The sequence below is a fragment of the Micromonospora sediminimaris genome, assembly GCF_016863575.1.
GTDB lineage: Bacteria > Actinomycetota > Actinomycetes > Mycobacteriales > Micromonosporaceae > Micromonospora > Micromonospora sediminimaris.
Genome location: NZ_BOPD01000002.1, coordinates 236,255 through 258,843 on the forward strand (window position 1 = coordinate 236,255; position 22,589 = coordinate 258,843).

The following is a 22,589-nucleotide window of genomic DNA, read 5'->3' on the forward strand; positions in this document are numbered from 1 at the left end:
TTCTCAAGCGCCGACGCGTAGGCGAGACTCGATGCATGGTTACTGCATCGACGGTGCAAATAGCTGTGCTACGGGGCCGGCAGGCGGAGTGCCGGGAGATCCGGAGCCTGCTCGCCGCACCGGCCGGGAAGGCGCTGCTGCTGCACGGCGAACCCGGGTCCGGGCGTAGCACCCTGCTCGCGTACGCCCACCGGCACGGCCGGGGGCGTCGGCTGCTCGCCGCCGCTGGCCTGCCCGACGAGGCGATGCTGCCCTACGCCGGATTGCAGCGGCTGCTCGATCCGGTGCTCGACGGCATCGGCGCGTTGCCCGAGCGGCAACGGGAGGTGCTGCGTCGGGCGGTGGCCGGTGAGGGCTGTCGCGACCAGGACCAGTTGGTGCTCTCCCACGCCGTGCTCGGGCTGCTCGCCGAGGCCGCCCACGACGGCCCGCTGCTGTGCACCATGGACGACCTCGACGTCGGCGACGCCCCGACGGCGCGGTTGCTGACCCTGGTGGCCCGACGACTGCCGCAGCTGCCCGTCGTCCTGCTGCTCACCGCCGGCAGCGACCGCGGAGCGGACGCGATACCCGGCCGTCGGCTGCTGCCGCTCGACGAGCCGGACAGCCACGCCCTGCTGGCCGCGCGCCGCCCGGGGCCGCCACCACCCGGCCCGGTGCTGGCCGGGCTGAGCGCCCTCGCCGCCGGCAACCCGCGGGCCCTGGTCGACCTCGCGGACTCGCTGACGCACGGCCAGTGGCGCGGCGTGGAACCGCTGCCCACGACCCCGCCGGCCGACGGCGGCCTGGGCCGGGCCTACCGTGGCCTGCTCTCCCGTCTGCCCGGGGAGACGCGGCGCGCGCTGCTGCTGGCCGCGCTCGCCGCGACCGCCCCGGCCGCTCCCGACCTGGCCGACCATACGGACGTCGCGGATCCGGTGACGCTGAGCCGGGCGCTGCGAGCGGCCGGCGACAGTCTCGCGGCGCTCGCACCGGCCGAGGCCGCCGGCCTGATCCGATTCACCGCACCGGGCGGTGTCGCCTTTCCCCGCTCGCTGGCCCGGGCCATGGTCGAGGCCACCGCCTCCGTGACCGCGCGCCGCGACGCCCATCTACTGCTCGCCGCCGCGCTCGACGGCACCGGGGCCCGGTTGCGTCGGGCCCTGCACCTGGCGGCGGCGACCGACGGACCGGCACCGGCGTTGGCCACGGAACTGGCGGACGCGGTGGACGACCGTGCGGACCGCTCCACCGCGGCGACCGCGCTGGCCCGGGCCGCCGAACTCAGCGACGATCCGGTGCTCGCCGCCAGCCGGCAGGTCACCGCCGCCCGCTACGCCTGGCAGGCGGGGGATCCCGGTCGCGCCCGCGCGTTGCTGCATCGCGTCGCGGACGTGCCGGTCACTTCTCCCACCGGCGGTCTCGCCGAGCTGCTGCGGGGCGAGATGCGACTGCGCTGCGGCTCGGCGCCGGCCGCGTTGCCGAACCTGCTGGCCGCCGCCGGCGCACTGGCCGAGATGGACCGTGAGTCGGCACTGGTCGCGCTGGTCCGCGCCGGTGAGGCGGTCTGCTTCTGCGGCGACCAGTACCGCTACGCCGAGGTGGCCCGCCGGATGGCGGCACTCCGTCGCGACGGGGATCCACCGTGGGCGGACCTGCTGACCACCCTGGTCGCCGGGGTGGCCGCCACGCTGCGCGGTGACCACGCCCACGGCGGCCCGCTGCTGCGTCGGGCGGTGGTGTTCGGCGACCGGTTGACAAGTGCGGCAGCGACCCCGACCGCGTTGACCGGCGCGGCCGTGGCCGGTCTGCTGGTCGCGGTGGACGCGGCGGCGTACCGGCTCGCCGACCGCGCCGTCGAGTTGGCGGCCGACCGGGGCGAGGTGTCCCTGTTGCCCCGGGCGCTCGAACTACGCGCGATGAGCGAGTACTGGCTGGGTCGCCACGAGGCCGCGACGCAGAGCTGCCGGGAAGGGCTGCGGGTGGCGCGGGCCGCCGGCCAGCGCAGCAGCGCCGGCGTGCATCTCGGCCTGCTCGCCGTGCTCGCGGCCGTGCGGTCCGACCACGACGCCAGTCTCGGCCACGTCGCCGAGCTGGGCGACGTCGCCGTACCGGGTAGCCGCCCGCATGCCCTCGCCGAGTGGGCCCTCGCGTTGCTGGACCTGGTCGACGCCAGGTACGCCGACGCGGCAGACCGCCTGGCCGCGTTGGCCCGGCCCGGTACCGGACGCGGCCAGGTCCTCGTCCAGGTGATGGCGACGCCCCACCTCGTGGAGGCCGCCGCGCACGATGGTCGGCACGCCCGGGCCCGGGCCGCGCTCGCCGTCTTCGACCGCTGGGCCGGCAGCACCGCCAGCCCGCTGCGCCGGGCGTTGTCGGCCCGCTGCCACGCGCTGCTGGCCCCGCGCGGTAGCGCCGAGGCCGAGCGGTACTTCCGGGCCGCGCTGTCCCTGCACCCGTGCGACGCCGCCACCTTCGAACGGGCGCGCACCGAGTTGCTCTTCGGTCGCGAACTGCGCCACGCCCGCCGCCCCCGCGAGGCTCGCGGTCACCTGCACCGGGCCCGGCAGACCTTCATCCTGCTCGGCGCCGAGGCGTGGGCACGGCAGTCCACCGTGGAGCTGCGCGCGGCGGGGGAGTCCGTCGGTACGCCGGACCCGGACGCCGTGCGGCTGCTCACCGGTCAGCAGCTGCGCGTCGCCCACCTGGTCGCCTCCGGTGCCACCAACCAGGAGGTGGCCAGGCAGATGTTCCTGTCCACCCGGACCGTCGACCATCACCTGCGCAACATCTACCACCGGCTCGGCATCCGCTCCCGCACCGAGCTGGTCCGCGCGTTGGGCTGACGTGGCCAAACCGATATTCAACTGATCCATGACGGGCGTCAGAATTTCTTGACATTTGAGGGTCGGTGGCCCACGATGGCCAACACGGCCGGGTGATCTCACTCACATCCAGCCCGCCGCAGGTCCCAAGGCACCTGTCGGTGTTGACGCGCCCACCACTCCCGCCCCAGGAAGGGCCTTGTCGATGAAGAAGCTATTCACGGTCGGGCTGATCGCCAGCGTCGCGATCGCGCTCGCTGGATGTACGGACTCCGATGCCACCCCCTCGGGAGAGAATAGCGGCGAACTTCGCCAAGTTCGTGTCGCGGCCCTGCCGATCACCGAGACCGCCGCGTTGTGGGGTGGCATGAAGGCCGGCATCTTCGAAAAGCACGGGCTGTCGATCGAGGTGCTGCCCGCGCAGGGCGGCGCACAGGCCATCCCCGCGCTCATCAACGGCGACATCGACTTCGCCATCGGTCAGCCGTTCGGTCCGTTCCGGGCCGACCTGCAGGATCTCGGTGTCGTGATCATCGGCAACTACGCGTCGTCCTACGCCGAGGGCGACGACATCAACGCCGTGGTGGCCTCGGCCAAGTCGGGCATCACCAGGCCGGCGGAGCTCGCGGGCAAGCGGGTGGCGGTCAACAGCCTGGGCGCGGCCGGCGACGTGACGATCATGGCCGCGGTGGAGAAGGACGGCGGTGACCCCTCGACCATCAAGTTCGTCGAGGTCGCCTTCCCCGACGTCCCGGCGCAGCTCGAGGCCGACAACATCGACGCCGCCTGGGTGCCGGAACCCTTCGTCACCCAGCTGCGCAACCGTGGCGACACCTTCGTCGTCGCGCCGTACCAGGCGGTCGCCCCCGGGCTCGCGACGCTCACCGCCATCACGACGAAGGAGCAGCTGGACTCCGAGGCCGAGCTGGTCGCCGACTTCACCGCGGCGATGAAGGAGACCCTCGCCTGGGCGCAGGACTCCGCCAACGAGGCGGCCGTCCGCCAGGCGATCAAGGACAACCTGGAGCTTCCGGAGGCGGTCGCGGACTCGGTGAAGCTGCCGGAGTTCGGTTGGGAGCTGGACCGGGCGAGCCTGGAGTCGCTGGCCACGCTCGCCGGCAAGTACAAGGTGCTCGATCAGCAGCCGAACTTCGATCGCCTCATCCAACAGCAGTAGCCGGCGCGGTCCCGCCCTTCCCGGTGACCGGCCGGGAAGGGCGTCGCCGCCGACCACGGGAGCAACATGCACGTCTTGTCCCTCCGACGTCCCCGTTCGCTGCGCAAGGTGATGCTGGGCGTTGTCGGGCTGACCGGGTTCCTCGTCGTCTGGCAACTCGTCCCGACCCTGGGCCTGATCAACTCGCAGTACCTGCCGTACGTCACGGACGTGTTCGCCCGGCTCGCCGAGGAGTTCCGTGACCTCGCCTTCTGGCGTCGGCTCGGGTACACCATGACCTCCTGGGCGATCGGGCTGGCCGTGGCCACCGCCGCCGCCGTCGTCCTCGGTACGATCGTCGGCCTGGTGCCCTTCCTGCGCCGCGCCACCCACACGGTGGTGGAGTTCCTGCGGCCCATCCCGTCGGTGGCGCTCATCCCGCTCGCCGTGCTGTTGTTCGGCATCCAGATGCAGGCCGCCCTGCTCATCATCATCTACGCGTCGTTCTGGCAGGTCTTCGTCCAAGTGATCTACGGCGTCGCCGACGTCGACGCGGTCGCCCGGGACACCGCCCGCAGCTTCGGACTCACCCGCCGCGAGCGGCTGTCGTACCTGGTGCTGCCGACCGCCCTGCCGTACCTCATGACGGGCGTCAGGCTGGCCGCGGCGGTCGCCCTCATCCTCGCCATCACCGCCGAGATGGTGATCGGCAATCCCGGTCTGGGGCGAATGATCGAGCTGTCCCGGTCCGCCGGTGACGCGGTCGGCCTGTACGCCTTCGTGGTGGTCACCGGTCTGCTCGGGCTCGTGGTGAATCTCGTCTTCCGGTTCATCGAGCGGCGCTCGTTGTCGTGGCACCAGTCCGTACGCGGTGAGGAGGTCCTGTGACCGCGCACACCGTCCGCATCGCCCAGCGCTCGCGTGGGCGCGGCCTCGGGCGCCGGGTCGCCGCGGGTTTCCTCTACCCGCTCGGCCTGCCCTTCCTGCTGCTGGTGATCTGGGGAGTGGCGTCGACCTCGTCGACCAACCGGTTCTTCCCCGGCCCCCTCACCATCTTCGAAGCCTTCCGGGAGACCTGGATCGGCCCCGCGTTCGTCGACGACGTGCTGCCGAGCCTCTACCGGCTCGCCCTCGGGATCGCGGCCTCGATCGTGATCGGCATCGCCGCCGGCACACTCATCGGGCTGTTTCAATGGCTACGGGAACTGCTCGAACCGCTGCTGGAGTTCTTCCGGGCCATCCCGCCGCCGGTGCTGATCCCGGTCGTGATGCTGCTGCTCGGCATCACCGACACGATGAAGGTGGTCGTGATCGTCTCCGGCGCGGTCTGGCCCATCCTGCTCAACACGATCGACGGTGTCCGGGCCACCGACAGCGTGATGTCCGAGACCGCCGACTCGTTCCAGATCACCTGGTGGGAGCGGCTCCGGTTCCTCGTGCTCCCGGCCGCCAGCCCGCGGATCATGACCGGCGTCCGGCAGGGGCTCTCGGTCGCGCTGATCCTGATGGTCATCTCGGAGATGTTCGCCTCGTCCGCCGGACTGGGCTATCGGATCGCCTACTTCCAACGCAACTACCTCATCGCCGAGATGTGGAGCGGCATTCTCCTGCTCGGCCTCGTCGGCGTGCTCCTCGCCGCGACCTTCGGTGTCGTCGAGCGACGGGTGCTGCGCTGGTACCACGGAATCAGGGAGGTCAACCGTGCCTGACCGGAGCACCCTGCTGCGGGTGGAGCACCTGCGCAAGGTCTACGAGTCCACGAACGGCGATGTCGAGGCGATCGGGGACATCAGCTTCACCATGCGCTCCGGTGAGCTGGTCTGCATCGTCGGGCCGTCGGGCTGCGGCAAGACGACCCTGTTGAAATGTCTCGCCGGCCTGCTCCGGCCCACCAGCGGCCTGGTCGAGATGGACGGAGAGCCGGTGACCGGCCCGAGCCCGGCGATGGCAGTCGTCTTCCAGGAGTACGGTCGCAGCCTCTACCCGTGGTTGACCGTCCGGGGCAACGTCGAGCTGCCGCTGCGGCACAAGCGGCTGTCCCGCCAGGAACGCGACAAGCTCGTCAGCGACGCCATCGAGGCGGTCGGGCTGGCGCACGCGGCACGCAGCCACCCGTGGCAGCTTTCGGGCGGCATGCAGCAGCGGGTGGCGATCGCTCGGGCCATCGCGTACCAGCCCGAGGTGCTGATCATGGACGAGCCGTTCGCTGCGGTCGACGCCCAGACCCGCGCGGACCTGGAGGATCTCGTCCGCGAGCTGCACGCCAATCGCAAGATATCGGTTCTCTTCGTCACCCATGACATCGACGAGTCGGTTTACCTGGGGGAGCGGGTGCTGGTGTTGTCCGCGTCGCCGACCTGGGTACAGGAGGACCTGACGGTCGACCTGCCGCCGCAGCGCGACCAGATCAGCACCCGGGCGCTACCGCGCTTCACCGAGCTGCGTACGCATGTCTACGACCAGATCCAGCGTGCGAAGCGCGGGCAGACCGTCGCCCCGTGACCGTGCCGCGGGGTGGATTCGCTCGAGAGGGAGAGCTGTGCGCAGTCGTCAGCCGAAGCAGCTGCTGCTCGCGTTCTTCGGCGAGCACGTCGTCGACGATGCGGTTGGCCCGATTCGCGCCAGCGTCCTGATCGGGGTGCTCGAAGGCGCCGGCGTCGCCGCACCGGCGACGCGGGCGACCCTCGACCGGCTGGTGCAGACCGGCATGCTGGACCGGAGCAAGAGCGGCCGGGAGATCCTCTTCTCGCTTACCGAGCACGGCGTGGCGGTGCTGCGGGAGGCCACCGCACGCGTCCGTGGCCCGCGCCCGTTCGAGCCGCAGGGCACCGGCTGGACCCTCGTCACGTTCACGATCCCCGAGGGACAGCGGACCCTGCGCCACCGGTTGCGTTCCACCCTGACCTGGGAGGGGTTCGCGCCGCTGCGCGACGGGCTCTGGCTGGCGCCCGGTGAGGTCGACCTCGCCGGGTCGCTGGAGCCGTTGTGTCAGGACCTTCCCCCCAAGACGGTCGTCGCCTTCCACGCCCGGGAACTCGCCGGATTTCCGATCGCCGACAGTGTCCGCGCGGCATGGGACATCGAGGCGATCCGGCGGGAACACCTGGCGTTCATCGAGGTGTGGGGCGATCCGGGCGCCGCGACCCAGGCGGCGAGCGCGCTGACCGTACGCACCATGCTGGTGGCCGACTGGCTCGCGTTGCTGCGCGCGGACCCGAGGTTGCCCCGCGAGTTCATGGACGCGCAGTGGCCGGCCGAGCGGTCGACGCAGGTCTACCGGCGGATGCACCAGCGGCTGGCTGCGGCCTCCGCCGAGGAGTTCGCCGCCCTCGTCAGCGGTGGCACCGGTGCGGTGGCCAGGAACGTCGCTGGTGCTGCGGCGAGGTCGGTCGGCGATCCGGTCCGGCGTAGCCGGACCCCGCACTAGCCGGCGAACAGGCTCCGCAGATCGCCCTTGCGCACCTTCCCGGACGCGGTCCGGGGAAGTTCGTCGACGACGACCACGTTCTTGGGCACCTTGTAACGGGCGACCCGGCCGTCGAGGAACTGCTGCACCGTCGCCGTGTCGACGGTGGCGTCCTCCCGCACCGTCATGATCGCCCACGGCACCTCGCCCCACCGCGCGTCCGGTACGCCGATCACCGCCACGCCGGTCACCCCCTCGATCTCGCCGAGCAGGACTTCGATCTCGGCCGGGTAGATGTTCTCGCCCCCCGAGATGATCATGTCCTTGAGGCGGCCCGAGATGTAGAGGTAGCCGTCGGCGTCGAGGTATCCGAGGTCGCCGGAGCGGAACCAGCCGTCCGGGGTGAACGCCTCGGCCGTCGCCTCCGGCAGCAGGTGATAGCCGGGGAAGACGTTCGGGCCGCAGATCTGGATCTCACCGATGCCGTCGTCGGCGATCGGTGCGCCGTGTTCGTCGGCGATCCGCACGCTTGTGAAGAAGTGCGGCAGGCCCACGCTGCCCTGCTTGGCGCGGGTCATCGCCGGGGGCAGCGACGTCGCGCCCGGCGACGCCTCGGTCATGCCGTAGCCCTGCGAGAACGACAGGCCGCGTTCCTCGTAGGCGTTGAGGATGCGGGTGGGTACGGCCGAGCCACCGCAGGTCAGCTTGCGCAACGTCGACAGGTCGGTGGTGGCCCAGTTCGGGTGGTCGGCCATCAGTTGGTACGTGGTCGGCACGCCGCTGAGCATGGTGACGCCGTGCCGCTCGATCTGGGCGAGCGCGCGTCCCGGCTCGAAGCCCTTCTCCAGCACCAGCGTGGCGCCCTTGAGGATGACCGGCAGCGCACCCATGCCGAGGGACGCGACGTGGAACAACGGCGAGATCATCAGCGCGACGTCGGTCGACACGACGTCGTAGTCGACCACGCAGTTGAGCGCGACCCAGGTGAGGTTGCCATGGGTCAGCACGGCACCCTTGGCCCGTCCGGTCGTGCCCGAGGTGTAGATGATCGCGGCCGGGTCGTCCAGGCTCACCGCCACGGCAGCGTCGTCCATCACGGTCGTGCTCAGCAGCCGGGTAAGTCCCGGCCGGTCGGCCGTACCCTCCCCGGTGACGACAACGCGCGGGGACGGCCCGGTGCCGATGGCGGCGGCCACCCGCTCGCCGAACTCGGGATCGTGGATCAGCACCCGCGCGCCGCAGTCGGTGAGCACGTGGGCGACCTCGGGCGGCGCCAGCCGGGTGTTGATCGGCACGAAGACGGCGCCCAGCCGCGCCGCGCCGAACATCACCTGGAGGAAATCCGGACTGTTCTCGCCCAGGTAGGCCACCGCGTCGCCCCTGCCGACGCCGAGCCGCCGCAGCAGGGCGGCGACCCGGTCGGTGCCGTCGGCGAACTGGCGGTACGTCACGGTGGAGCCCTCGCCGTGGACGAGGGCGAGCTTGTCGGGGGACTTGAGCCGGCGCTTGGCCAGCCAGGCACCGATTCCTTGTTCGTGCATCAGCGGTCTCCCGGTGGTGGAGGGTGGTGCGTCGATGCGTGGCCGGTCGGCGTGCCGGTGGCCGGTTGGCCGGCCGGCGTGCCGCTGGCTGTCAGGCGTAGAAGCGGTACAGGCCGCGGGCCACCACTGCGGGCTTGGTGCCGCCGTCGATCTCGATCGTCTGGTCGACGGCGATCTGGTAGCCCCCGGCCACCTCGACGACCTCGGCGACCGTCGCGGTCATGCGTACCCGCGAGCCGACCTTTACCGGGGCCGGGAAGCGCACCTTGTCCAGGCCGTAGTTGACCTTCGTGGTGACCCCCTTCACGTCGAGCAGTTCGGTCCAGAAGGGCACCGCCAGCGAGAGCGTGAGGAAGCCGTGGGCGATGGGTGCGCCGAAGGGGCCGTTCTTCGCCCGCTCCGGGTCGACGTGGATCCACTGGTGGTCGTCGGTGGCGTCGGCGAAGAGGTTCACCTGGTCCTGAGTGACCGTCCGGTAGTCGGTGTAGCCGAGGTCGGTGCCGGCAAGGTCGGCGAGCTGTTCGTAGGTGATCGTCGTCGTCATGAGCGTCCTCTCGTCGTCAGCTGGACAGGCGCAACAGCCGGACGGCGTTGTCCTTCAGGATGCCGGGAAGCACCTCGGGCTTGAGGTCGGTGGCGCGCACGTCCCGCAGCCAGCGGTCCGGGGTGAGCAGCGGGTAGTCGGTGCCGAACAGCACCCGGCGCTTGAGCAGCGAGTTGGCGTACCGCACCAGCTCGGCCGGGAAGTACTTCGGGCTCCAGCCGGACAGGTCGATCCAGGTGTTCGGCTTGTGGGTGGCCACCGACAGCGCCTCGTCCTGCCAGGGCACCGACGGGTGGGCCATGATGATCTGGAGGTCGGGGAACTCGGCCGCGACGGGGTCGAGCAGCATCGGGTTCGACAGGCCGAGCCGGAAGCCGTAGCCGCCCGGCATCCCGGCACCGATGCCGGTCTGCCCGGTGTGGAACAGCGCCGGCACGCCGGCCTTTTCGAGCAGGCCCCACAGCGGGGCGTACTGCTCGTCGCTCGGATCGAAGCCCTGCACCGTGGGATGGAACTTGAAGCCGCGTACGCCCTCGTCCTCGATCAGCCGACTGGCGAGGTCGAGCGCCGCCGCCCCGGTGCGCGGGTCGACCGACCCGAACGGGATCAGGACGTCGGCGTGCTCCGTCGCGGCGCGGGCGATCTCCACGCTCGACAGCGGCTGGTGCGCCAACTGGGTGCGGGCGTCCACCGTGAACACGACTGCCGCCATCTGGCGTTCCCGGTAGTACTGCGCCACCGCCTCGATCGCCGGGCGCGGCCCGTCGGCCTTGAAGTACTTCGACACCGCCGCCACCAGGTCGTCGGGCAGCGAGTTGTGGCCGTGCTCGTCGACCTCGATGTGCACGTGCATGTCGATCGCGGTGACGGCGTCGAGGTCGATGGCGGGTTGGTACATGATGGGAACTTTCGTCCGGCGGGTCAGGAGCCTGCGGTCTTGAACTCCTCGGGGAGTTCCGGGAACCGCTCGCCGACGCTCTGCAGCGCCCCGGCGAACGTCGCCGGCCAGGCTTCGAGCAGAGCATCGTACGTCCAGCCGCCCTCGCGGTGGGCGGTAAGCGCCGCCTCCGGGTGGGTCCAGACCTGGAGCCGGTCGCCGCCCACCCCGATCACCTGACCGGTGACGCCGCCGGCCGCGTCGGAGCCGAGGAACGCGATGAGCCCGGCGACGTCGTCCGCCGTGCCGAAGCCGAGATCGTGCCGGAAGAACGCCGGCATCGGCTCGCCCTGCTCGGCCGCCTGCACGGCGGCGGCGAAGTAGGGAACGGTGGCGGTCATGGCGGTCGCGGCCACCGGGACCACGGTGTTGGCGGTGATGCCGGCCCGCTTGAGCTCCAGCGCCCAGGTGCGCGTCATGCCGACGATGCCCGCCTTGGCGGCGGCGTAGTTGGTCTGGCCGAAATTGCCCCGCTGACCGGTGGGGGAGCCGATGCAGATGATGCGCCCACCCTCGCCGGCCGCCCGCATGTGTTGCACCGCCGCGCGCACGGTGGTGAAGGTGCCGCGCAGGTGCACGTTGATGACGGTGTCGAAGTCCTCGTCGGTCATCTTCCACAGCACGGTGTCGCGTAGCACACCGGCGTTGGTGACCAGGATGTCGAGTCGACCGAAGGTCTCGACGGCGGCAGCGACCAACCGCTCGGCGGTCTCCGTCGGGCCTACCGGAGCGACCACCGCGGCGGCCCGGCCACCGAGCGCCTCGATCGACGCGACGGCGTCGGCAGTGGTCTGCGCGTCGACATCGTTCACCACCACGGCGGCGCCCTGCCGGGCGAGCTCCTGCGCGTACGCGAGGCCGAGACCGCGGCCGGATCCGGTGACGATGGCGACCTTGCCGTCCAGGGACATGGAGAACTCCTTCGTGTTCACCCGATCTGAGCACGGACCGTTGAAAATGTCAATCATTGGTGAAACGCGCTACCATCGTCGCCATGTCCGCTAGCGGGAAGACCCGGCTGCCGGGGCGGGACGCCCTGCGGGACAGCGTGCTCGGCGGTGACCTGGTATTTCTGCTGGCCCGCGCCAACGCGCTCACGCTCGCGGCGGCCAACGCCGCCCTCGCCGAGCACGGGCTCAAGGCACGGTCCTACTCCGTGCTCGCGCTGGCCGCCGACGGGGTTCGACCCACCCAGCGGGAGCTGGCCGAGTTCCTCCGCCTCGACCCGAGTCAGGTCGTCGCGCTTGTCGACGGGCTCGAACAGCGCCAGTTGGTGGAGCGCCGCACCGACCCCGCCGACCGGCGGGCCAACGTCCTCGTCGCGACCGACGCCGGCCGGGATCTGTTCGCCCGTGCCCAGCAGGCCGCCCGTGCCGTCGAGCTGGGCCTGCTGGCCCCGGTCACCCCCGAGGAGCACGAGCGGCTGGCCGGCCTGCTGCGCCTGCTCGCCTTTCCCGACTGAGCGCGGTCGGGGAGGCCCGCGACGAGCGAGCCTCCCCGACTACGCGCTGAGCCTCAGAAGCGGATCCAGGTGCCGACGAGCGGGCGCTGCCCGACGCCCGGTTTCGACCAGTCACAGACACCGTCGGGAAAGACCGCGCGCAGCCGCTGCCACTGCTCGGCGGTGAAGCGCACCCCGTACCCCGACTTGCGCAGCGGCTGAAGCTGGCACTTGAGCACCGCCGAGGTGGTCGGCCCGCCCGCCACCACCCGGGGATTGCGGTGGTACGGGTAGAGCTGGTTGCACCGGGCGTTCGGGTCGAGGGTCAGCCGCTCCACGATCCGCTCACCCTCGGGCGTGACACAGCCGTCGGCCAGGCCACGCGGCCGGGACAGCCGGGTGAGCGCGACGGCGTCGAGGTGCGGACGGGCCGCCGCGAGCCTGCCGCGCGCGGTCAGCCAGGCGTCCATGTCGGCCAGCGCCTGCTCCTGGATCGCCGCGCTGGCCGCGCCCGGCGGGCCGGTGACGCTGACGTGGTTGTCGGCGTTGCCGTTGGCCCGCACCAGCCGCTCCCGCATGGTCCAGGAGCGGAACCGGTCGTGGAAGTCGCCTGTCGGGTCGGTGTAGCCGCGCGTCTCGATGACCGGGGTCCAGCGCAGCCCGCCGTCGAACTGGTTGACCCGGCCGGTCGCGTACGCCCTGCTGATCGCCGCGACGTTCGCCGAGGTGCGCTGCGGCGTGCGGTTGCCCTCCACGTCCAGGCCGCCGATGCCCTCGTTGAGCCGGACGAACTGCTCCGGGCTGATCACGCCCGCCCGGAGCGTCGCCAGGCCGTACTGCACGCCGACGGTGTCCGGGATGATCGGCCGGCCGGCACCGGTCCTCGGGTCGACGCCGTAGACGTTCGAGACGAAATCCGCCATGGCGCAGCGGATGCCCTCCGGGTTGGTCTCCGGGTGGTAGCGCCGGTCGGCGGGGATGTGGGCGGGGCAGGCGGTCGGCCAGTCCACACTGTCGAAGAACTGGTAGCCGAAGCAGGTGTTCGGGCTACCGAAGCCACTGACGGCGTGCTGCTGGGCCGCCGACAGCCCGGCGGCGGTGGCCGCCTGGGAGACGAACCGGCACTCGTGGCCGGAGATGGTCGTGGAGCGCTCGTCCGGATAGCCGATGCTGCCGATGACGCCGTCCAGGATGCCGGGGTAGGCGTTCGAGATCAGCAACTGCTGCATGGTGCCGGCCGATCCACCCCAACCCATGGTGAAGGCCGGTACGCCGAGCGTCTCGACGAAGTGTTCCTTGACCATCATGGCCGTCTCGGCTGACGTGACGTCGTTGCAGTTGTGCGCGTACACGTTGAAGGTCGCGCTGGCGACCGCGTAGCCGCGGCTCAGCAGCGTGTGGTCGAGGACGCCGCCGGTGCTGGTGGCCTGGGTGTGGCCGATGCCGCAGGCGCCGCCGAAGGTGTAGACCAGCCGCTCGTTCCAGCCACGCGTGGTCGCCCAGGGGCTCGGGGCCGGGGTGCCGGGCTGGTGCAGCATGGCGATCTCGTACACCGCCCGGTTGATGGTGCCGCGTTCGATCCGCACCACGTACGGGACGGTCCGGCCGGTTGTGGTGGTGGTGCTGGCCACGTCCGCCGGCAGCGGACCGTCGGGCAGGTCGGCGAAGCTCCCGGCGGTGCTGCGGTACCGGTAGCTGACCTGAGCCTCGGCGACGTGGCAGTCCGCGTCGACCGGGCCGAGGTGCCACGGACTGCCCGAGGCGGTGCATAACAGCGGGATGTGCGGCCCGGAGAAGACCGGGCCGGCGGCCGGATGGTTGACAACCGTCAGGGCGGCGCCGGGACGTCCCCAGCCCGGTCCGTGCGTGCGGACCTCGATCCGGTTGCGGCCCAGCTTCAGCCGGTCCACCAGGCCGAGCAGGGTCCGCTTGTCGCCCGCCGGGCGGAAGCGGCCGGTCACGTCGCGGCCGTCGAGGCGGACCTTCACTCGGTGGGGCGCGACGGTACGCGGCACGGTGACCCGTACCAGGGCGTCGCCGCCGCTGACCATGTCCGCGCGGCCGGAGACGACAGTTACGTCGAAGCCCCTGTCGCCGCCCTTGCCGGTCAGGGGCGCGGCGCCGGCCGGTGCGGAGCTGCTGACCAGTGCGGTGGCGACGAGCGCGGTCAACGCCACCCGGAGGGGTCGGTGCCGGGTGCTCCTCCGAGATCGGTGGATGGGCATGGCGGGACCCCTTTCAGCCGAGGACGGGCGGCTGGGCCTCCGGGGTCGAAGGCACGGGGAGAACGTAATGCGAAAACTGATCGGCAGTCAATGGAAGTGCAATACATCGATGCCGTGAGGTGGCCCTGGGTCGGGTTCGGCACGGATGTACGGTGCGGTCAGACCGGTTCGAGCCGTTGGACGAGGTCCTCGAAGCGCTTCTGGGCCAGCGGTGCCAGTGCCTCGGAGATGCCCAGGAACATCGCCCGTGCCTCGGCGCGTGGAAACGACGGGGGTAGGAACTCGACCGGCAGGTCAGGGTCGGTGCCGACAAGCGCCCGCCAGTCGCTCACCAACTCGGTACGCGCGACGAGCGCCTCCGCCGCCGGCACCCCACCGGCCTCGGCCCGACCGGCCAGGTCGCGGTAGCGGCGCAGGAAGTCCCGGTACCCGGCGGCCACCTCGTCGATCCGCCAGGCGGCCTCCAGCCGCGCCCTGCCGTCCGGCAGCAGCTCAAGGTCCGTGGAGCGCAGGAGCACCGCGTCGGTGACGCCGAGTTCGCTGAGTTGCTCGCGTGCCTCGTGGAGCCGGTCGTGCGGGGTGACCCAGGTGGCGTCGTACAGCGGCCAGAACGTCAACCAGCGCAACCGGGCCCGGATCAGCCGCCGCTGGTTCGCGTCCTCCAGCGGCACCGTGAACGCGATGAGCGTCCAACTGCCGTCCCAGGTGCTCTCGTCGGTGCTGGCGAAGATGCGCTGGGCACCCCGCTGAAGGATGTGCCAGGCCGGCTCGGTCAACCGGTAGCTGGTCCGTCGGCCCTGCTTGGTCCGGTACAGCATGCCCCGCTGGGTCAGCCGGGCGAGCGTGGCGCGGGCGTTGGCGGGCGCGATGCCGAACTCCGCGAGGACCGCCACCAGACCCCCGGACGGCAGTGGAGCACGACCGGCGTGCCAGTGATCGCCGAGCAGGGTCACCAGCAGACGCTGGGCGCGGGCCCGCCCGACCGCCGCCCGCTCCGACGGCGAACCCGGCGGCGACAACTCGCCCAGAACGTCGCTCACCACGACGACGCCCCGGTGGCGATTTCGCCGCTGCGGGGCTGACCAGAGCGCATCAACACCCGGTCACGTTACTGCGCCAGGTGACGGCGCGGTATCGGCCTCACCCGGCTGAACGCGGTAATCCGTACGGCGTGCCGAGCGATCGGGAGATGGTCCGGCCCGCCGCCTGGACCAGCGGCGCCAGCGCCACCGGGTCCGCCCGGTGCTGCGCGACCACGAGTGAGATCGCGGCGACCACCGCGCCCTCCGGTCCGCAGATCGGGGCGGCCACCGAGAGGGCGTCCATGGTCACCTGCCGGTCGCTCACCGCGTACCCGGTGCGGCGCACCTCGGCCAGCCCGCGCCGCAGCCGCCCGGGGTCGGTGATGGTCAGCGGGGTGTACCGCTCCAACGGCGCGGCCAGCACCTGTTCCTGCACCTCGGCCGGCGCGTACGCGAGCAGCACCAGCCCGACGCCGGTGGCGTGCAACGCGAAGCGACCACCGACCCGGGTGAGCACCGGCACCGCGTGCCGCCCGGCGATCCGTTCGATGAAGACCAGTTCGACGTCCTGCCGGACGGCGAGCTGGACGTTCTCGTGGGTCACCTCGTACAGGTCCTCCATTGTCGGCAGCGCCAGTTCACGCAGCCCGAGCCCCCGTGGGGCGAGTGAACCCACCTCCCACAGCCGCAACCCGATCCGGTACCGCCCGTCGTCACCGCGCTCCAGCGCACCCCAGGCGACCAGCTCGGCGACCCGGCGGGACGCGGTGGGCAACGGCAGCTCGGCCCGCCGGGCCAGCTCGCTGAGGGTCAGCGCCGGACTCGCCGGGGTGAACGCGTCGAGCAGGGCCAGCACCTTGCTGGTGACCGACCGTCCGGGCTGCGCGTCCACCCCGCCATCATGCCGACCCCGGCCCGCCGGTCACAGCTCCAGCGTCAGCCTGGGCGTGACCGACCGGGACACGCAGATCATCATGGTGTCGCCGGCGGCCCGTTCCGCCTCGGTGAGCAGGCTGTCCCGATGCTCCGGCACACCGTCCAGCACGCCTGTCTCGCAGGTGCCGCAGGTACCTTCCCGGCACGAGGAGAGCACCTGCACGCCGGCCGCCTCCACCGCCTCCAGGATCGACGTGCCCGGCGGCACGGTGAGCGTCCGGCCGCTGAGGGCTAGTTCCACCTCGACGGCGGCGTCCACGGCCTCGGTCGGGGCCAGCGGGGTGAAGCGCTCGACGTGCAGGGCCCCGGGGGGCCAGGCTCGGCAGCGCTGCTCCACCGCCGCGATCAGCGCCTCCGGCCCACAGCAGTAGACCAGCCCGTCGACCGGCCGTCCCAGCAGCTCGTCCAGGTCGAGCAGGCCGGTCTCGTCCTGCGGATACAGGCCCACCCGATCGCCGTACTTCTCCCGCAGTGCGTCGGCGAAGGCCATCGTGGCGCGGCTGCGTCCGCCGTACACCAGCCGCCAGTCGGCTCCGGCGGCGTCGGCGGCGGCGACCATCGGCCTGATCGGGGTGATGCCGATGCCACCGGCGACGAAGAGGTAGCGCGGCGCCGCCACCAGCGGGAAGTTGTTCCTCGGCCCGCGCACCCGGACGGTCGCGCCCGGGGTGAGACGTTTGTGCACGTGCCGCGAGCCGCCGCGCCCCTCTGCCTCCAGCTGGACCGCGACCCGCATGGTGGCGCGGTCGGCCGGGTCGCCGCAGAGCGAGTACTGGCGCACCAGCCCCGGCCCGAGTTCCAGGTCGAGGTGGGCACCCGGGGTCCAGGCGGGCAGGTCACCGCCGTCGGGGCGGCACAGGCTCAGCACGGCGACACCCTCCGCCGCCGGGTCCCGGTCGGTCACCACCAGCTCCGCGCCGGCCAGGCCGTCGTCGGTCATGCCGGCACCGCCGACCGGGTCGGTGCGGCGTGCGGGGTCGGTGCGACCGCCTCCGGCGGCTGATGACCGTACGGGTGGGCGAGCAGCCACTCCCACAGCTCGACCGGTTCCTCGGCGACCCGCTCGGCACCGCAGTGGCAGATCCCGCGCAGCGTGTCCGTACCCGGCATCCAATGGATCCGGTAGATCCGGTCGCCGGTGAGCATGTGGGCCGGCCCGGTCATCGGGGCGCCCCCACCGTCCCCGCCTCGACCATCCGGGCGATCAGACGGCGAGCGGCGAGCCCGCCGGTGTCGATGTTGATGCTGAGTTCCTGGTACTTGTCCGGCTCGGAGGCGATCACCTGCTCCAGGATGTTCAGCGCCGTCACGTCCTGCATGACCACCGTGCGGTTGCTCTGGTGCAGGTACTCGCTCACCGACTCGTCGTCGATGGCGAAGTCCCGGGCGACCGCCCAGAAGTCGTAGGTGGTGTTCTCCGTCGACGGGGTGATGGCGTACACGATCTCGGCGTGGAAGGCGTCGCTGTCCTCGCCCTCGGCCGGCGGGTAGAGGCCCTGCGGCGCGATCCGGCTGTGCAGCAGGTACAGGCACGGCGGGTGGAACTCGATGTCCTGCCAGCGGGTGATCCGGCCCTGGATACCTGTCGACTTCGCGTAGAACGGTGGGCACTCGGCGTCGTCCATGTGCCGGCTGACGTAGACGATGCCGCGTTCCTCGTCGACCTCGGTGGTGATCGGCGTGTTCGCCACCTCGGGGGTGCCGATGTAGCCGCCGTGCAGGTAGGTCTCGTGCGACAGATCCATCAGGTTGTCGACCAGCAGGCTGTACCGCGCGTTCAGCGGCTCCATCCCGCGGACGACCGCGTACCGGGGGTCGTCCAGCCAGGGGGCGCGGGGAATGGTGGTCGGGTCCGCGCGGTCCCGGTCGCCGATCCACACCCAGATCAGCGAATCCTGCTCCACCACCGGGTACGCGGCGACCCGCGCGGTACGCGGGATCCGTTGCTGACCGGGTACGAAGACGCAGGTGCCGGTCTGGTCGTAGGTGAAGCCGTGGTAGCCGCAGACGATGGTGTCGCCGTCGAGGCGGCTCTCGGAGAGCGGGTAGCGGCGGTGCACGCACCTGTCGGCGAGCGCCACGGCCTCCCCGGATTCGGTGCGGTAGAGGACCAGCGGCTCACCGAGCACGGTGCGGGCGAGCAGATCCCGCCCGACCTCGTTGCTGTAGGCCGTCACGTACCACTGGTTGCGGGCGAACGCCATGGTGGCCCAACCTCTCTCGGGACGGGAGCGGGGTGCAGCCGGATGATCCCGTGACCCGACCGCTGATCGGCAGCGTCTATTTCACTCAGTGAAAGGCCGCGCGGCCTTTCGCCGGTCGCCGCGACGCTGCGATGATCGGCGGCGTGACGGGGGTCGAGGAACCAGTGCGTACGGATGCATCACCCCACCCGGAAGAGGGCGGGCTGGGGGGCCGGTTCTGGCGGCTCTGGTCCGCGTCGGCGGTGTCAAACCTCGCCGACGGGATCGTCAAGATCGCGCTGCCGTTGGTCGCCGTCGGCTACACCCGCTCACCGGTGCTGGTGGCCGGGGTCGCCGCCGCGTACAGCCTGCCCTGGCTGCTGTTCGCGCTGCCGGCCGGCGCCCTCGCCGACCGGCTGGACAGACGCCGGGTGATGCTCGCCGCCAACACCCTGCGCGCAGCGCTCATCGGCGCACTGGCGCTGGCGGCGGCCCTCGACTCCGGGTCGATCTGGCTGCTCTACCTGGTGGCGCTCGGCCTCGGCATGGCCGAGACGCTCTACGACACCTCCGCCCAGTCGATCTTGCCGCAGGTGGTCACCCGCGACCAGCTGCCCCGGGCCAACGGTCGGCTCGCCGCAGTTGAACTGGCCGCCAACCAGTTCATCGGCCCGCCACTCGCCGGCTTCCTGATCGCCGCCGGGGTGGCCCTGGCACTCGCCGGGCCGGCGGTGCTGTGGGCGCTGGCCGTCGCCGCACTGCTCCTGGTCGCCGGCCGGTTCCGGATCGAACGCGACACCCCGACCACGATGCGCGCCGACATCGCCGAAGGGCTACGTTTCCTGTGGCGGCACCGGCTGCTGCGCACCCTGGCCACCATGGTCGGGACCAGCAACTTCATCACCAGCGGCATCTTCGCCGTGCTGGTGCTCTACGCGGTCGGCCCGGACTCGGCCATCGGCCTCACCGAACCCGGGTACGGGCTCCTGCTCACCACCATCGCCGCCGGCATCGTGCTCGGCTCGGTCGCCACCGCCAAGATCGAACAACGGCTCGGGCGGTCCCGCACCCTCGCGCTCTCCGTGCTGGCGATGGCAGCCGTCGTCGGCGTACCGGCGCTGAGCACCAACCCCTTCGTGATCGGCGCGGTCTTCTTCGTCGGCGGGATCCTGCTCGCCACCTGGAACGTCATCACCATCTCGCTTCGCCAACGCATCACCCCGGACCGGCTGCTCGGCCGGGTCAACAGCGGCTACCGAATGCTGGCCTGGGGAAGCATGCCAGCCGGCGCGCTGGTCGGCGGTCTGCTGGCCGAGGTCTTCGGCCTCCGCGCGGTCTTCGCCATCATGGGAGTGCTGACGCTCACCCTGCTGCTCGGCATGTTCGTGGTCACCGACGCCAACATCGACGCCGCTGAACGCGCCGCGACCACCTGACCGCGCCGGCATGGCCATCCTGGGCCTGCGTGGCATGACGATGTGATTGAGGGGTTCTCGGGTGTCGCTCACCGGCTGGTTGGCCTGTCCACAGTGCGCCACGTGTGTGGCACTGGGCACCGCGTACCGGCTGGGCGACCAGCGGATCGGCTATTTCCAGGACGGTTACACCGCCAACTCCGGCCAGCCGGAGTTGACCCGGGCGTTGTGGAAGTTCCTGGCCGACCACGCCACGCACTCACTGCGGGTGCTGCTGCCCGATACTCCTGGCTACGACGACCTGGACCAGTTCCGGGAGATCGGCGGCGATGAGCAGGGCGACGTTTCCTTCGCCGAGTACCTTGACGGGTGGCCCGGCTGAATCCAGGCCCAACCAACTCACCGCCCGACACGGCAACCGGTACAAGCGCCGGCCGTAGTCAGTGGCCCTGCGGATAGGACAACAACGGGGAAGTTGTCGCCTCGAAGCGAACCGAGACGACAACAACAGGGAAGTTGCACTCAGGCTTAGCCAAGCGCCACGCCGAGGTCGGCCGCGGCTCGGCGTCGTCGGTCGGATAGCGGCGCGCTACGTCGCCGTCGTGTTGTATCGGTCGAGTGTTGCCTTGGATGTCGAGGGGTCGCGGAAGATAAGTTCCCACGGGCCGGTGTTGACATCCATGTCCTTGCCGAACCCGACCCACTTGCCGGCCATCCGTCGACCCGTGGGCTCAGCCAGGAGTTGGATCGCACCGTGGTAGCGGGCACCCCGGTAGTAGCCAGCCGGGTCGGTCTGCTCCACCCAGGTGCCGGTGACGACGGAGCCGTCCACGGTCAGGTCCATGGAGAGAGACGAGGCTGCCGAGCCGGGCAGGCTACGTGCGGTCAGCCGGTCACCGTGCTGAAGCACCACGACGAAGTGCTGCCCGGCGAAGGAGTCTCCCCGGCCGCTTGAGTAGTACTGGTAGCGGCTGAGCCAGATTCCCTCGTATGACTGGTGAACCGTGGTCGGCCTTGGCGTCGGCGTGGCCAGGCTGGACATGGGAGATGTCAGGTCGTGACCGCCGTGCTGGTCATCGGCGACCTGCCTTCCGGGTACCGAGGCGAAGCCCAGCAGCGAGATGGGCAGGCCGGTGACGACTTCCAGCGCGCGGGCGTAGACGGGGCGGGGTGCGGCGATCGCCCCGGACTCCCATCGCTGGACGAGCCTCTTGTTGGCGTCGTTGGGCTCACCGACGCGATGGCCGGCCGCCTGGAGCGCGCGGGCGAAGTCGTCCTGGCTCATCCGCATCCCGATGCGGATAGCTCGCAGAGCGGTATTGGGGGCGTCCATGACCGACACGATAGCGCTGTGTCGCCTTTTTGTCGCCACCAATGTGGCCTACTTGTCGGGCTTTGTGTCGTCGCGGTCGGTGACATCCGGACGTCACTGTAGACCTGCGACGGCCGACTTGCCGCCGCGCTTCGGCCGACGGAGGTGGGGATGCAGGGTGACGGCGACGAGCCAGGGGTGAGCCGGGGCGAGCAGATCCAAGCAGCCGAGCGGGAAGCGGCGAAGCGGCGGCTTCTCGCCGAGGCTGAGGCGGAGCGGATCCCGGCGGAGGAGATCACCCGGGCGAGACCGGACCGGCGGTGGCGTCGTGGACAGCGTTGAGCTGTTGCCGGTCGGACGGCGGGTGGCGTACTGGCGGGGGCGGCGGAAGCTGTCGCAGCAGATGTTCGCCGACCGGCTCGGCAAGTCGAAGAGCTGGGTCGACAAGGTTGAGCGCGGAGCCCGATCGTTGGACAGACTGTCTACTCTCCAGCAGATCGCCCGCGTGCTGCGTATCGATGCCGCCGTGTTGGTCGGCGGGAACACCGAGCCGGCCGAGGTGACACATCGCGCCGAGGGTGTCGATCGGATCAGGGTTGCGCTGTCCCGGTACGAGATTCCGTTGGGCATGCCGGCGGGCCTGCGGCCGGTGATGCCGGTGGACCGGATGCTGCGGGAGGTGGGGCACGCGTGGACGACGTTCCAGTACGCCCGCTACCAGCAGGTGATCGACATAGCACCGGACCTGCTCACCAATGCACAGCGCACCTACGCCCAAGCCCCGGCCACAGGTCGAACCCCGCTGGTGGAGGCGTACCGGATCACGGCCGCCCTGCTGATCAAGCTCGGCGACGCCGAGCTGGCCTGGCTGGCCACCGATCGGGCGATGCTCGCTGCCACCGGTGACCGGGAGCTGGTGGCAGCCGCCGCCGTCCAGCTCGGCCAGGTGCTGCGGATGTCGGGTCGTACGCGGGAGGCGAAGTCGTTGATGCTCGCCGGCGCGTACCGGATCGCCCCGCCGGAGATCGACAGCGGTACACCGGCGGAGCTGTCCCTGTGTGGAACCCTGCTCAGCCAGGCGGCCCTGGCCGCCGCACAGCACGGGAACGAGTCGACCGCCACTGAGCTGATCGACGAGGCCGCCGGCATGGCCGAGCGGGTCGGCGACGGGCACGACCATCACCACACCGGGTTCGGACCCACCGCCGTCGCCCTGGCGCGTACCGCCGCAGCCGTCGAGTCCGGTGACGTCCGTGCTGCAATCGGCTGGCACGAGAAGGCCACCAGGCGACCCGGGTGGCGGTGGCTACCCCCCGAACATCGCGCTGCGCACCTGCTTGACGTCGCCCGTGCCTACCTCCACGCCGACGATGCGACACATGCCGCGCGGGTGCTTGTTGAAGCTGAGCGCACCGCACCGGCCGAGGTCCGAGACCGACCCGCCGCCCGGGACGTACTCGCCGAGATCGCCCGTGACCCGCGCGCCCCGACCACGGTCACGCAGCTCGCCGTCTCCCTTGGGGTGGGCTGACCAGTGACGGCACCATTCCTGTCGCCGGCCCAGATCCGCAACCGACTGATCCTCAACGCCCGAACGATCCTCCGACAGCATCGAACCCGGCCCGCGGCCGCTGCCGCTGCCGAGCGTGCGGCACCCGGGTTGCCCG

22 protein-coding genes are annotated in these 22,589 nt (G+C 71.3%); 11 read left to right on the forward strand and 11 right to left on the reverse strand.

The window, feature by feature from the left end; translation table 11 throughout:
• Nucleotides 1-35 precede the first annotated feature (35 nt).
• The 6 genes from Vse01_RS01000 to Vse01_RS01025 all read left to right on the forward strand — a co-directional run bounded on the left by Vse01_RS01000 (nucleotide 36) and on the right by Vse01_RS01025 (nucleotide 7,387).
• On the forward strand, nucleotides 36-2,825 hold the full coding sequence (locus tag Vse01_RS01000) for a helix-turn-helix transcriptional regulator (RefSeq protein WP_093402236.1): 2,790 nt from the start codon (nucleotides 36-38) through the stop codon (nucleotides 2,823-2,825).
• A gap of 184 nt (nucleotides 2,826-3,009) precedes the next feature.
• Nucleotides 3,010-3,981 carry an ABC transporter substrate-binding protein gene (locus tag Vse01_RS01005; RefSeq protein ID WP_093402465.1) on the forward strand — a complete coding sequence of 324 codons (972 nt, stop codon included), beginning with the start codon at nucleotides 3,010-3,012 and terminating at the stop codon, nucleotides 3,979-3,981.
• A gap of 66 nt (nucleotides 3,982-4,047) precedes the next feature.
• Nucleotides 4,048-4,848: an ABC transporter permease gene (locus Vse01_RS01010; RefSeq protein ID WP_093402237.1), complete on the forward strand. Its 801-nt coding sequence runs from the start codon at nucleotides 4,048-4,050 to the stop codon at nucleotides 4,846-4,848.
• Nucleotides 4,845-5,669 (forward strand): ABC transporter permease, encoded by an 825-nt coding sequence (locus Vse01_RS01015; protein ID WP_093402238.1) that lies wholly within the window; start codon nucleotides 4,845-4,847, stop codon nucleotides 5,667-5,669. The genes Vse01_RS01010 and Vse01_RS01015 overlap by 4 nt, the downstream gene beginning before the upstream one ends.
• Complete coding sequence (locus Vse01_RS01020; protein WP_093402239.1) at nucleotides 5,662-6,462, forward strand: ABC transporter ATP-binding protein; 801 nt, start codon at nucleotides 5,662-5,664, stop codon at nucleotides 6,460-6,462. Before Vse01_RS01015 ends, Vse01_RS01020 begins: the two co-directional genes overlap by 8 nt.
• Before the next feature lie 37 nt (nucleotides 6,463-6,499).
• The gene (locus Vse01_RS01025; RefSeq protein ID WP_093402240.1) at nucleotides 6,500-7,387 is read left to right on the forward strand and encodes a PaaX family transcriptional regulator; all 888 of its coding nucleotides are present in this window, start codon (nucleotides 6,500-6,502) and stop codon (nucleotides 7,385-7,387) included.
• On the opposite strand, the gene Vse01_RS01030 is transcribed toward Vse01_RS01025, so the two are convergent.
• The 4 genes from Vse01_RS01030 to Vse01_RS01045 all read right to left on the reverse strand — a co-directional run bounded on the left by Vse01_RS01030 (nucleotide 7,384) and on the right by Vse01_RS01045 (nucleotide 11,299).
• Nucleotides 7,384-8,907, reverse strand: coding sequence for an acyl-CoA synthetase (locus Vse01_RS01030; RefSeq protein WP_093402241.1), 1,524 nt, complete (start codon nucleotides 8,905-8,907; stop codon nucleotides 7,384-7,386). The genes Vse01_RS01025 and Vse01_RS01030 overlap by 4 nt on opposite strands.
• A 91-nt stretch (nucleotides 8,908-8,998) precedes the next feature.
• Complete coding sequence (locus tag Vse01_RS01035; protein WP_093402242.1) at nucleotides 8,999-9,451, reverse strand: MaoC family dehydratase; 453 nt, start codon at nucleotides 9,449-9,451, stop codon at nucleotides 8,999-9,001.
• Nucleotides 9,452-9,467: 16 nt separating this feature from the next.
• Complete coding sequence (locus Vse01_RS01040; protein WP_093402243.1) at nucleotides 9,468-10,349, reverse strand: amidohydrolase family protein; 882 nt, start codon at nucleotides 10,347-10,349, stop codon at nucleotides 9,468-9,470.
• Nucleotides 10,350-10,372: 23 nt separating this feature from the next.
• Nucleotides 10,373-11,299: an SDR family oxidoreductase gene (locus tag Vse01_RS01045; RefSeq protein ID WP_093402466.1), complete on the reverse strand. Its 927-nt coding sequence runs from the start codon at nucleotides 11,297-11,299 to the stop codon at nucleotides 10,373-10,375.
• An 83-nt stretch (nucleotides 11,300-11,382) separates the two neighbouring features.
• On the opposite strand from Vse01_RS01045, the gene Vse01_RS01050 reads away from it, so the two are divergent.
• Nucleotides 11,383-11,850 carry a MarR family winged helix-turn-helix transcriptional regulator gene (locus Vse01_RS01050; RefSeq protein ID WP_093402244.1) on the forward strand — a complete coding sequence of 156 codons (468 nt, stop codon included), beginning with the start codon at nucleotides 11,383-11,385 and terminating at the stop codon, nucleotides 11,848-11,850.
• Between the two features lie 53 nt (nucleotides 11,851-11,903).
• Here Vse01_RS01050 and Vse01_RS01055 read toward each other — a convergent pair whose 3' ends face one another.
• The 6 genes from Vse01_RS01055 to Vse01_RS01080 all read right to left on the reverse strand — a co-directional run bounded on the left by Vse01_RS01055 (nucleotide 11,904) and on the right by Vse01_RS01080 (nucleotide 18,216).
• On the reverse strand, nucleotides 11,904-14,054 hold the full coding sequence (locus tag Vse01_RS01055) for a DUF6351 family protein (RefSeq protein ID WP_139233091.1): 2,151 nt from the start codon (nucleotides 14,052-14,054) through the stop codon (nucleotides 11,904-11,906).
• A 158-nt stretch (nucleotides 14,055-14,212) separates the two neighbouring features.
• The gene (locus tag Vse01_RS01060; RefSeq protein ID WP_170863324.1) at nucleotides 14,213-15,094 is read right to left on the reverse strand and encodes a PaaX family transcriptional regulator; all 882 of its coding nucleotides are present in this window, start codon (nucleotides 15,092-15,094) and stop codon (nucleotides 14,213-14,215) included.
• A 100-nt stretch (nucleotides 15,095-15,194) separates the two neighbouring features.
• The gene (locus tag Vse01_RS01065; protein WP_170863325.1) at nucleotides 15,195-15,968 is read right to left on the reverse strand and encodes an IclR family transcriptional regulator; all 774 of its coding nucleotides are present in this window, start codon (nucleotides 15,966-15,968) and stop codon (nucleotides 15,195-15,197) included.
• 30 nt (nucleotides 15,969-15,998) lie between these two features.
• Nucleotides 15,999-16,952 carry a PDR/VanB family oxidoreductase gene (locus Vse01_RS01070; RefSeq protein WP_093402247.1) on the reverse strand — a complete coding sequence of 318 codons (954 nt, stop codon included), beginning with the start codon at nucleotides 16,950-16,952 and terminating at the stop codon, nucleotides 15,999-16,001.
• Nucleotides 16,949-17,176, reverse strand: a complete 228-nt coding sequence (locus tag Vse01_RS01075) for a hypothetical protein (RefSeq protein ID WP_093402248.1) — start codon at nucleotides 17,174-17,176, stop codon at nucleotides 16,949-16,951. Before Vse01_RS01075 ends, Vse01_RS01070 begins: the two co-directional genes overlap by 4 nt.
• Nucleotides 17,173-18,216 (reverse strand): aromatic ring-hydroxylating dioxygenase subunit alpha, encoded by a 1,044-nt coding sequence (locus Vse01_RS01080; protein WP_093402249.1) that lies wholly within the window; start codon nucleotides 18,214-18,216, stop codon nucleotides 17,173-17,175. Before Vse01_RS01080 ends, Vse01_RS01075 begins: the two co-directional genes overlap by 4 nt.
• Before the next feature lie 143 nt (nucleotides 18,217-18,359).
• On the opposite strand from Vse01_RS01080, the gene Vse01_RS01085 reads away from it, so the two are divergent.
• Nucleotides 18,360-19,631 carry an MFS transporter gene (locus tag Vse01_RS01085; protein ID WP_373870608.1) on the forward strand — a complete coding sequence of 424 codons (1,272 nt, stop codon included), beginning with the start codon at nucleotides 18,360-18,362 and terminating at the stop codon, nucleotides 19,629-19,631.
• Nucleotides 19,632-19,692: 61 nt separating this feature from the next.
• The gene (locus tag Vse01_RS01090) at nucleotides 19,693-19,992 is read left to right on the forward strand and encodes a hypothetical protein (RefSeq protein WP_093402251.1); all 300 of its coding nucleotides are present in this window, start codon (nucleotides 19,693-19,695) and stop codon (nucleotides 19,990-19,992) included.
• Nucleotides 19,993-20,199: 207 nt separating this feature from the next.
• On the opposite strand, the gene Vse01_RS01095 is transcribed toward Vse01_RS01090, so the two are convergent.
• Nucleotides 20,200-20,943: a helix-turn-helix domain-containing protein gene (locus Vse01_RS01095; RefSeq protein WP_093402468.1), complete on the reverse strand. Its 744-nt coding sequence runs from the start codon at nucleotides 20,941-20,943 to the stop codon at nucleotides 20,200-20,202.
• A 150-nt stretch (nucleotides 20,944-21,093) separates the two neighbouring features.
• Here Vse01_RS01095 and Vse01_RS01100 point away from each other — a divergent pair, with 150 nt between their 5' ends.
• Both Vse01_RS01100 and Vse01_RS01105 read left to right on the forward strand, forming a co-directional pair.
• On the forward strand, nucleotides 21,094-21,264 hold the full coding sequence (locus tag Vse01_RS01100) for a hypothetical protein (protein WP_170863326.1): 171 nt from the start codon (nucleotides 21,094-21,096) through the stop codon (nucleotides 21,262-21,264).
• Nucleotides 21,251-22,453: a helix-turn-helix domain-containing protein gene (locus Vse01_RS01105; protein ID WP_232511082.1), complete on the forward strand. Its 1,203-nt coding sequence runs from the start codon at nucleotides 21,251-21,253 to the stop codon at nucleotides 22,451-22,453. The genes Vse01_RS01100 and Vse01_RS01105 overlap by 14 nt, the downstream gene beginning before the upstream one ends.
• The last annotated feature ends 136 nt before the right edge of the window (nucleotides 22,454-22,589 follow it).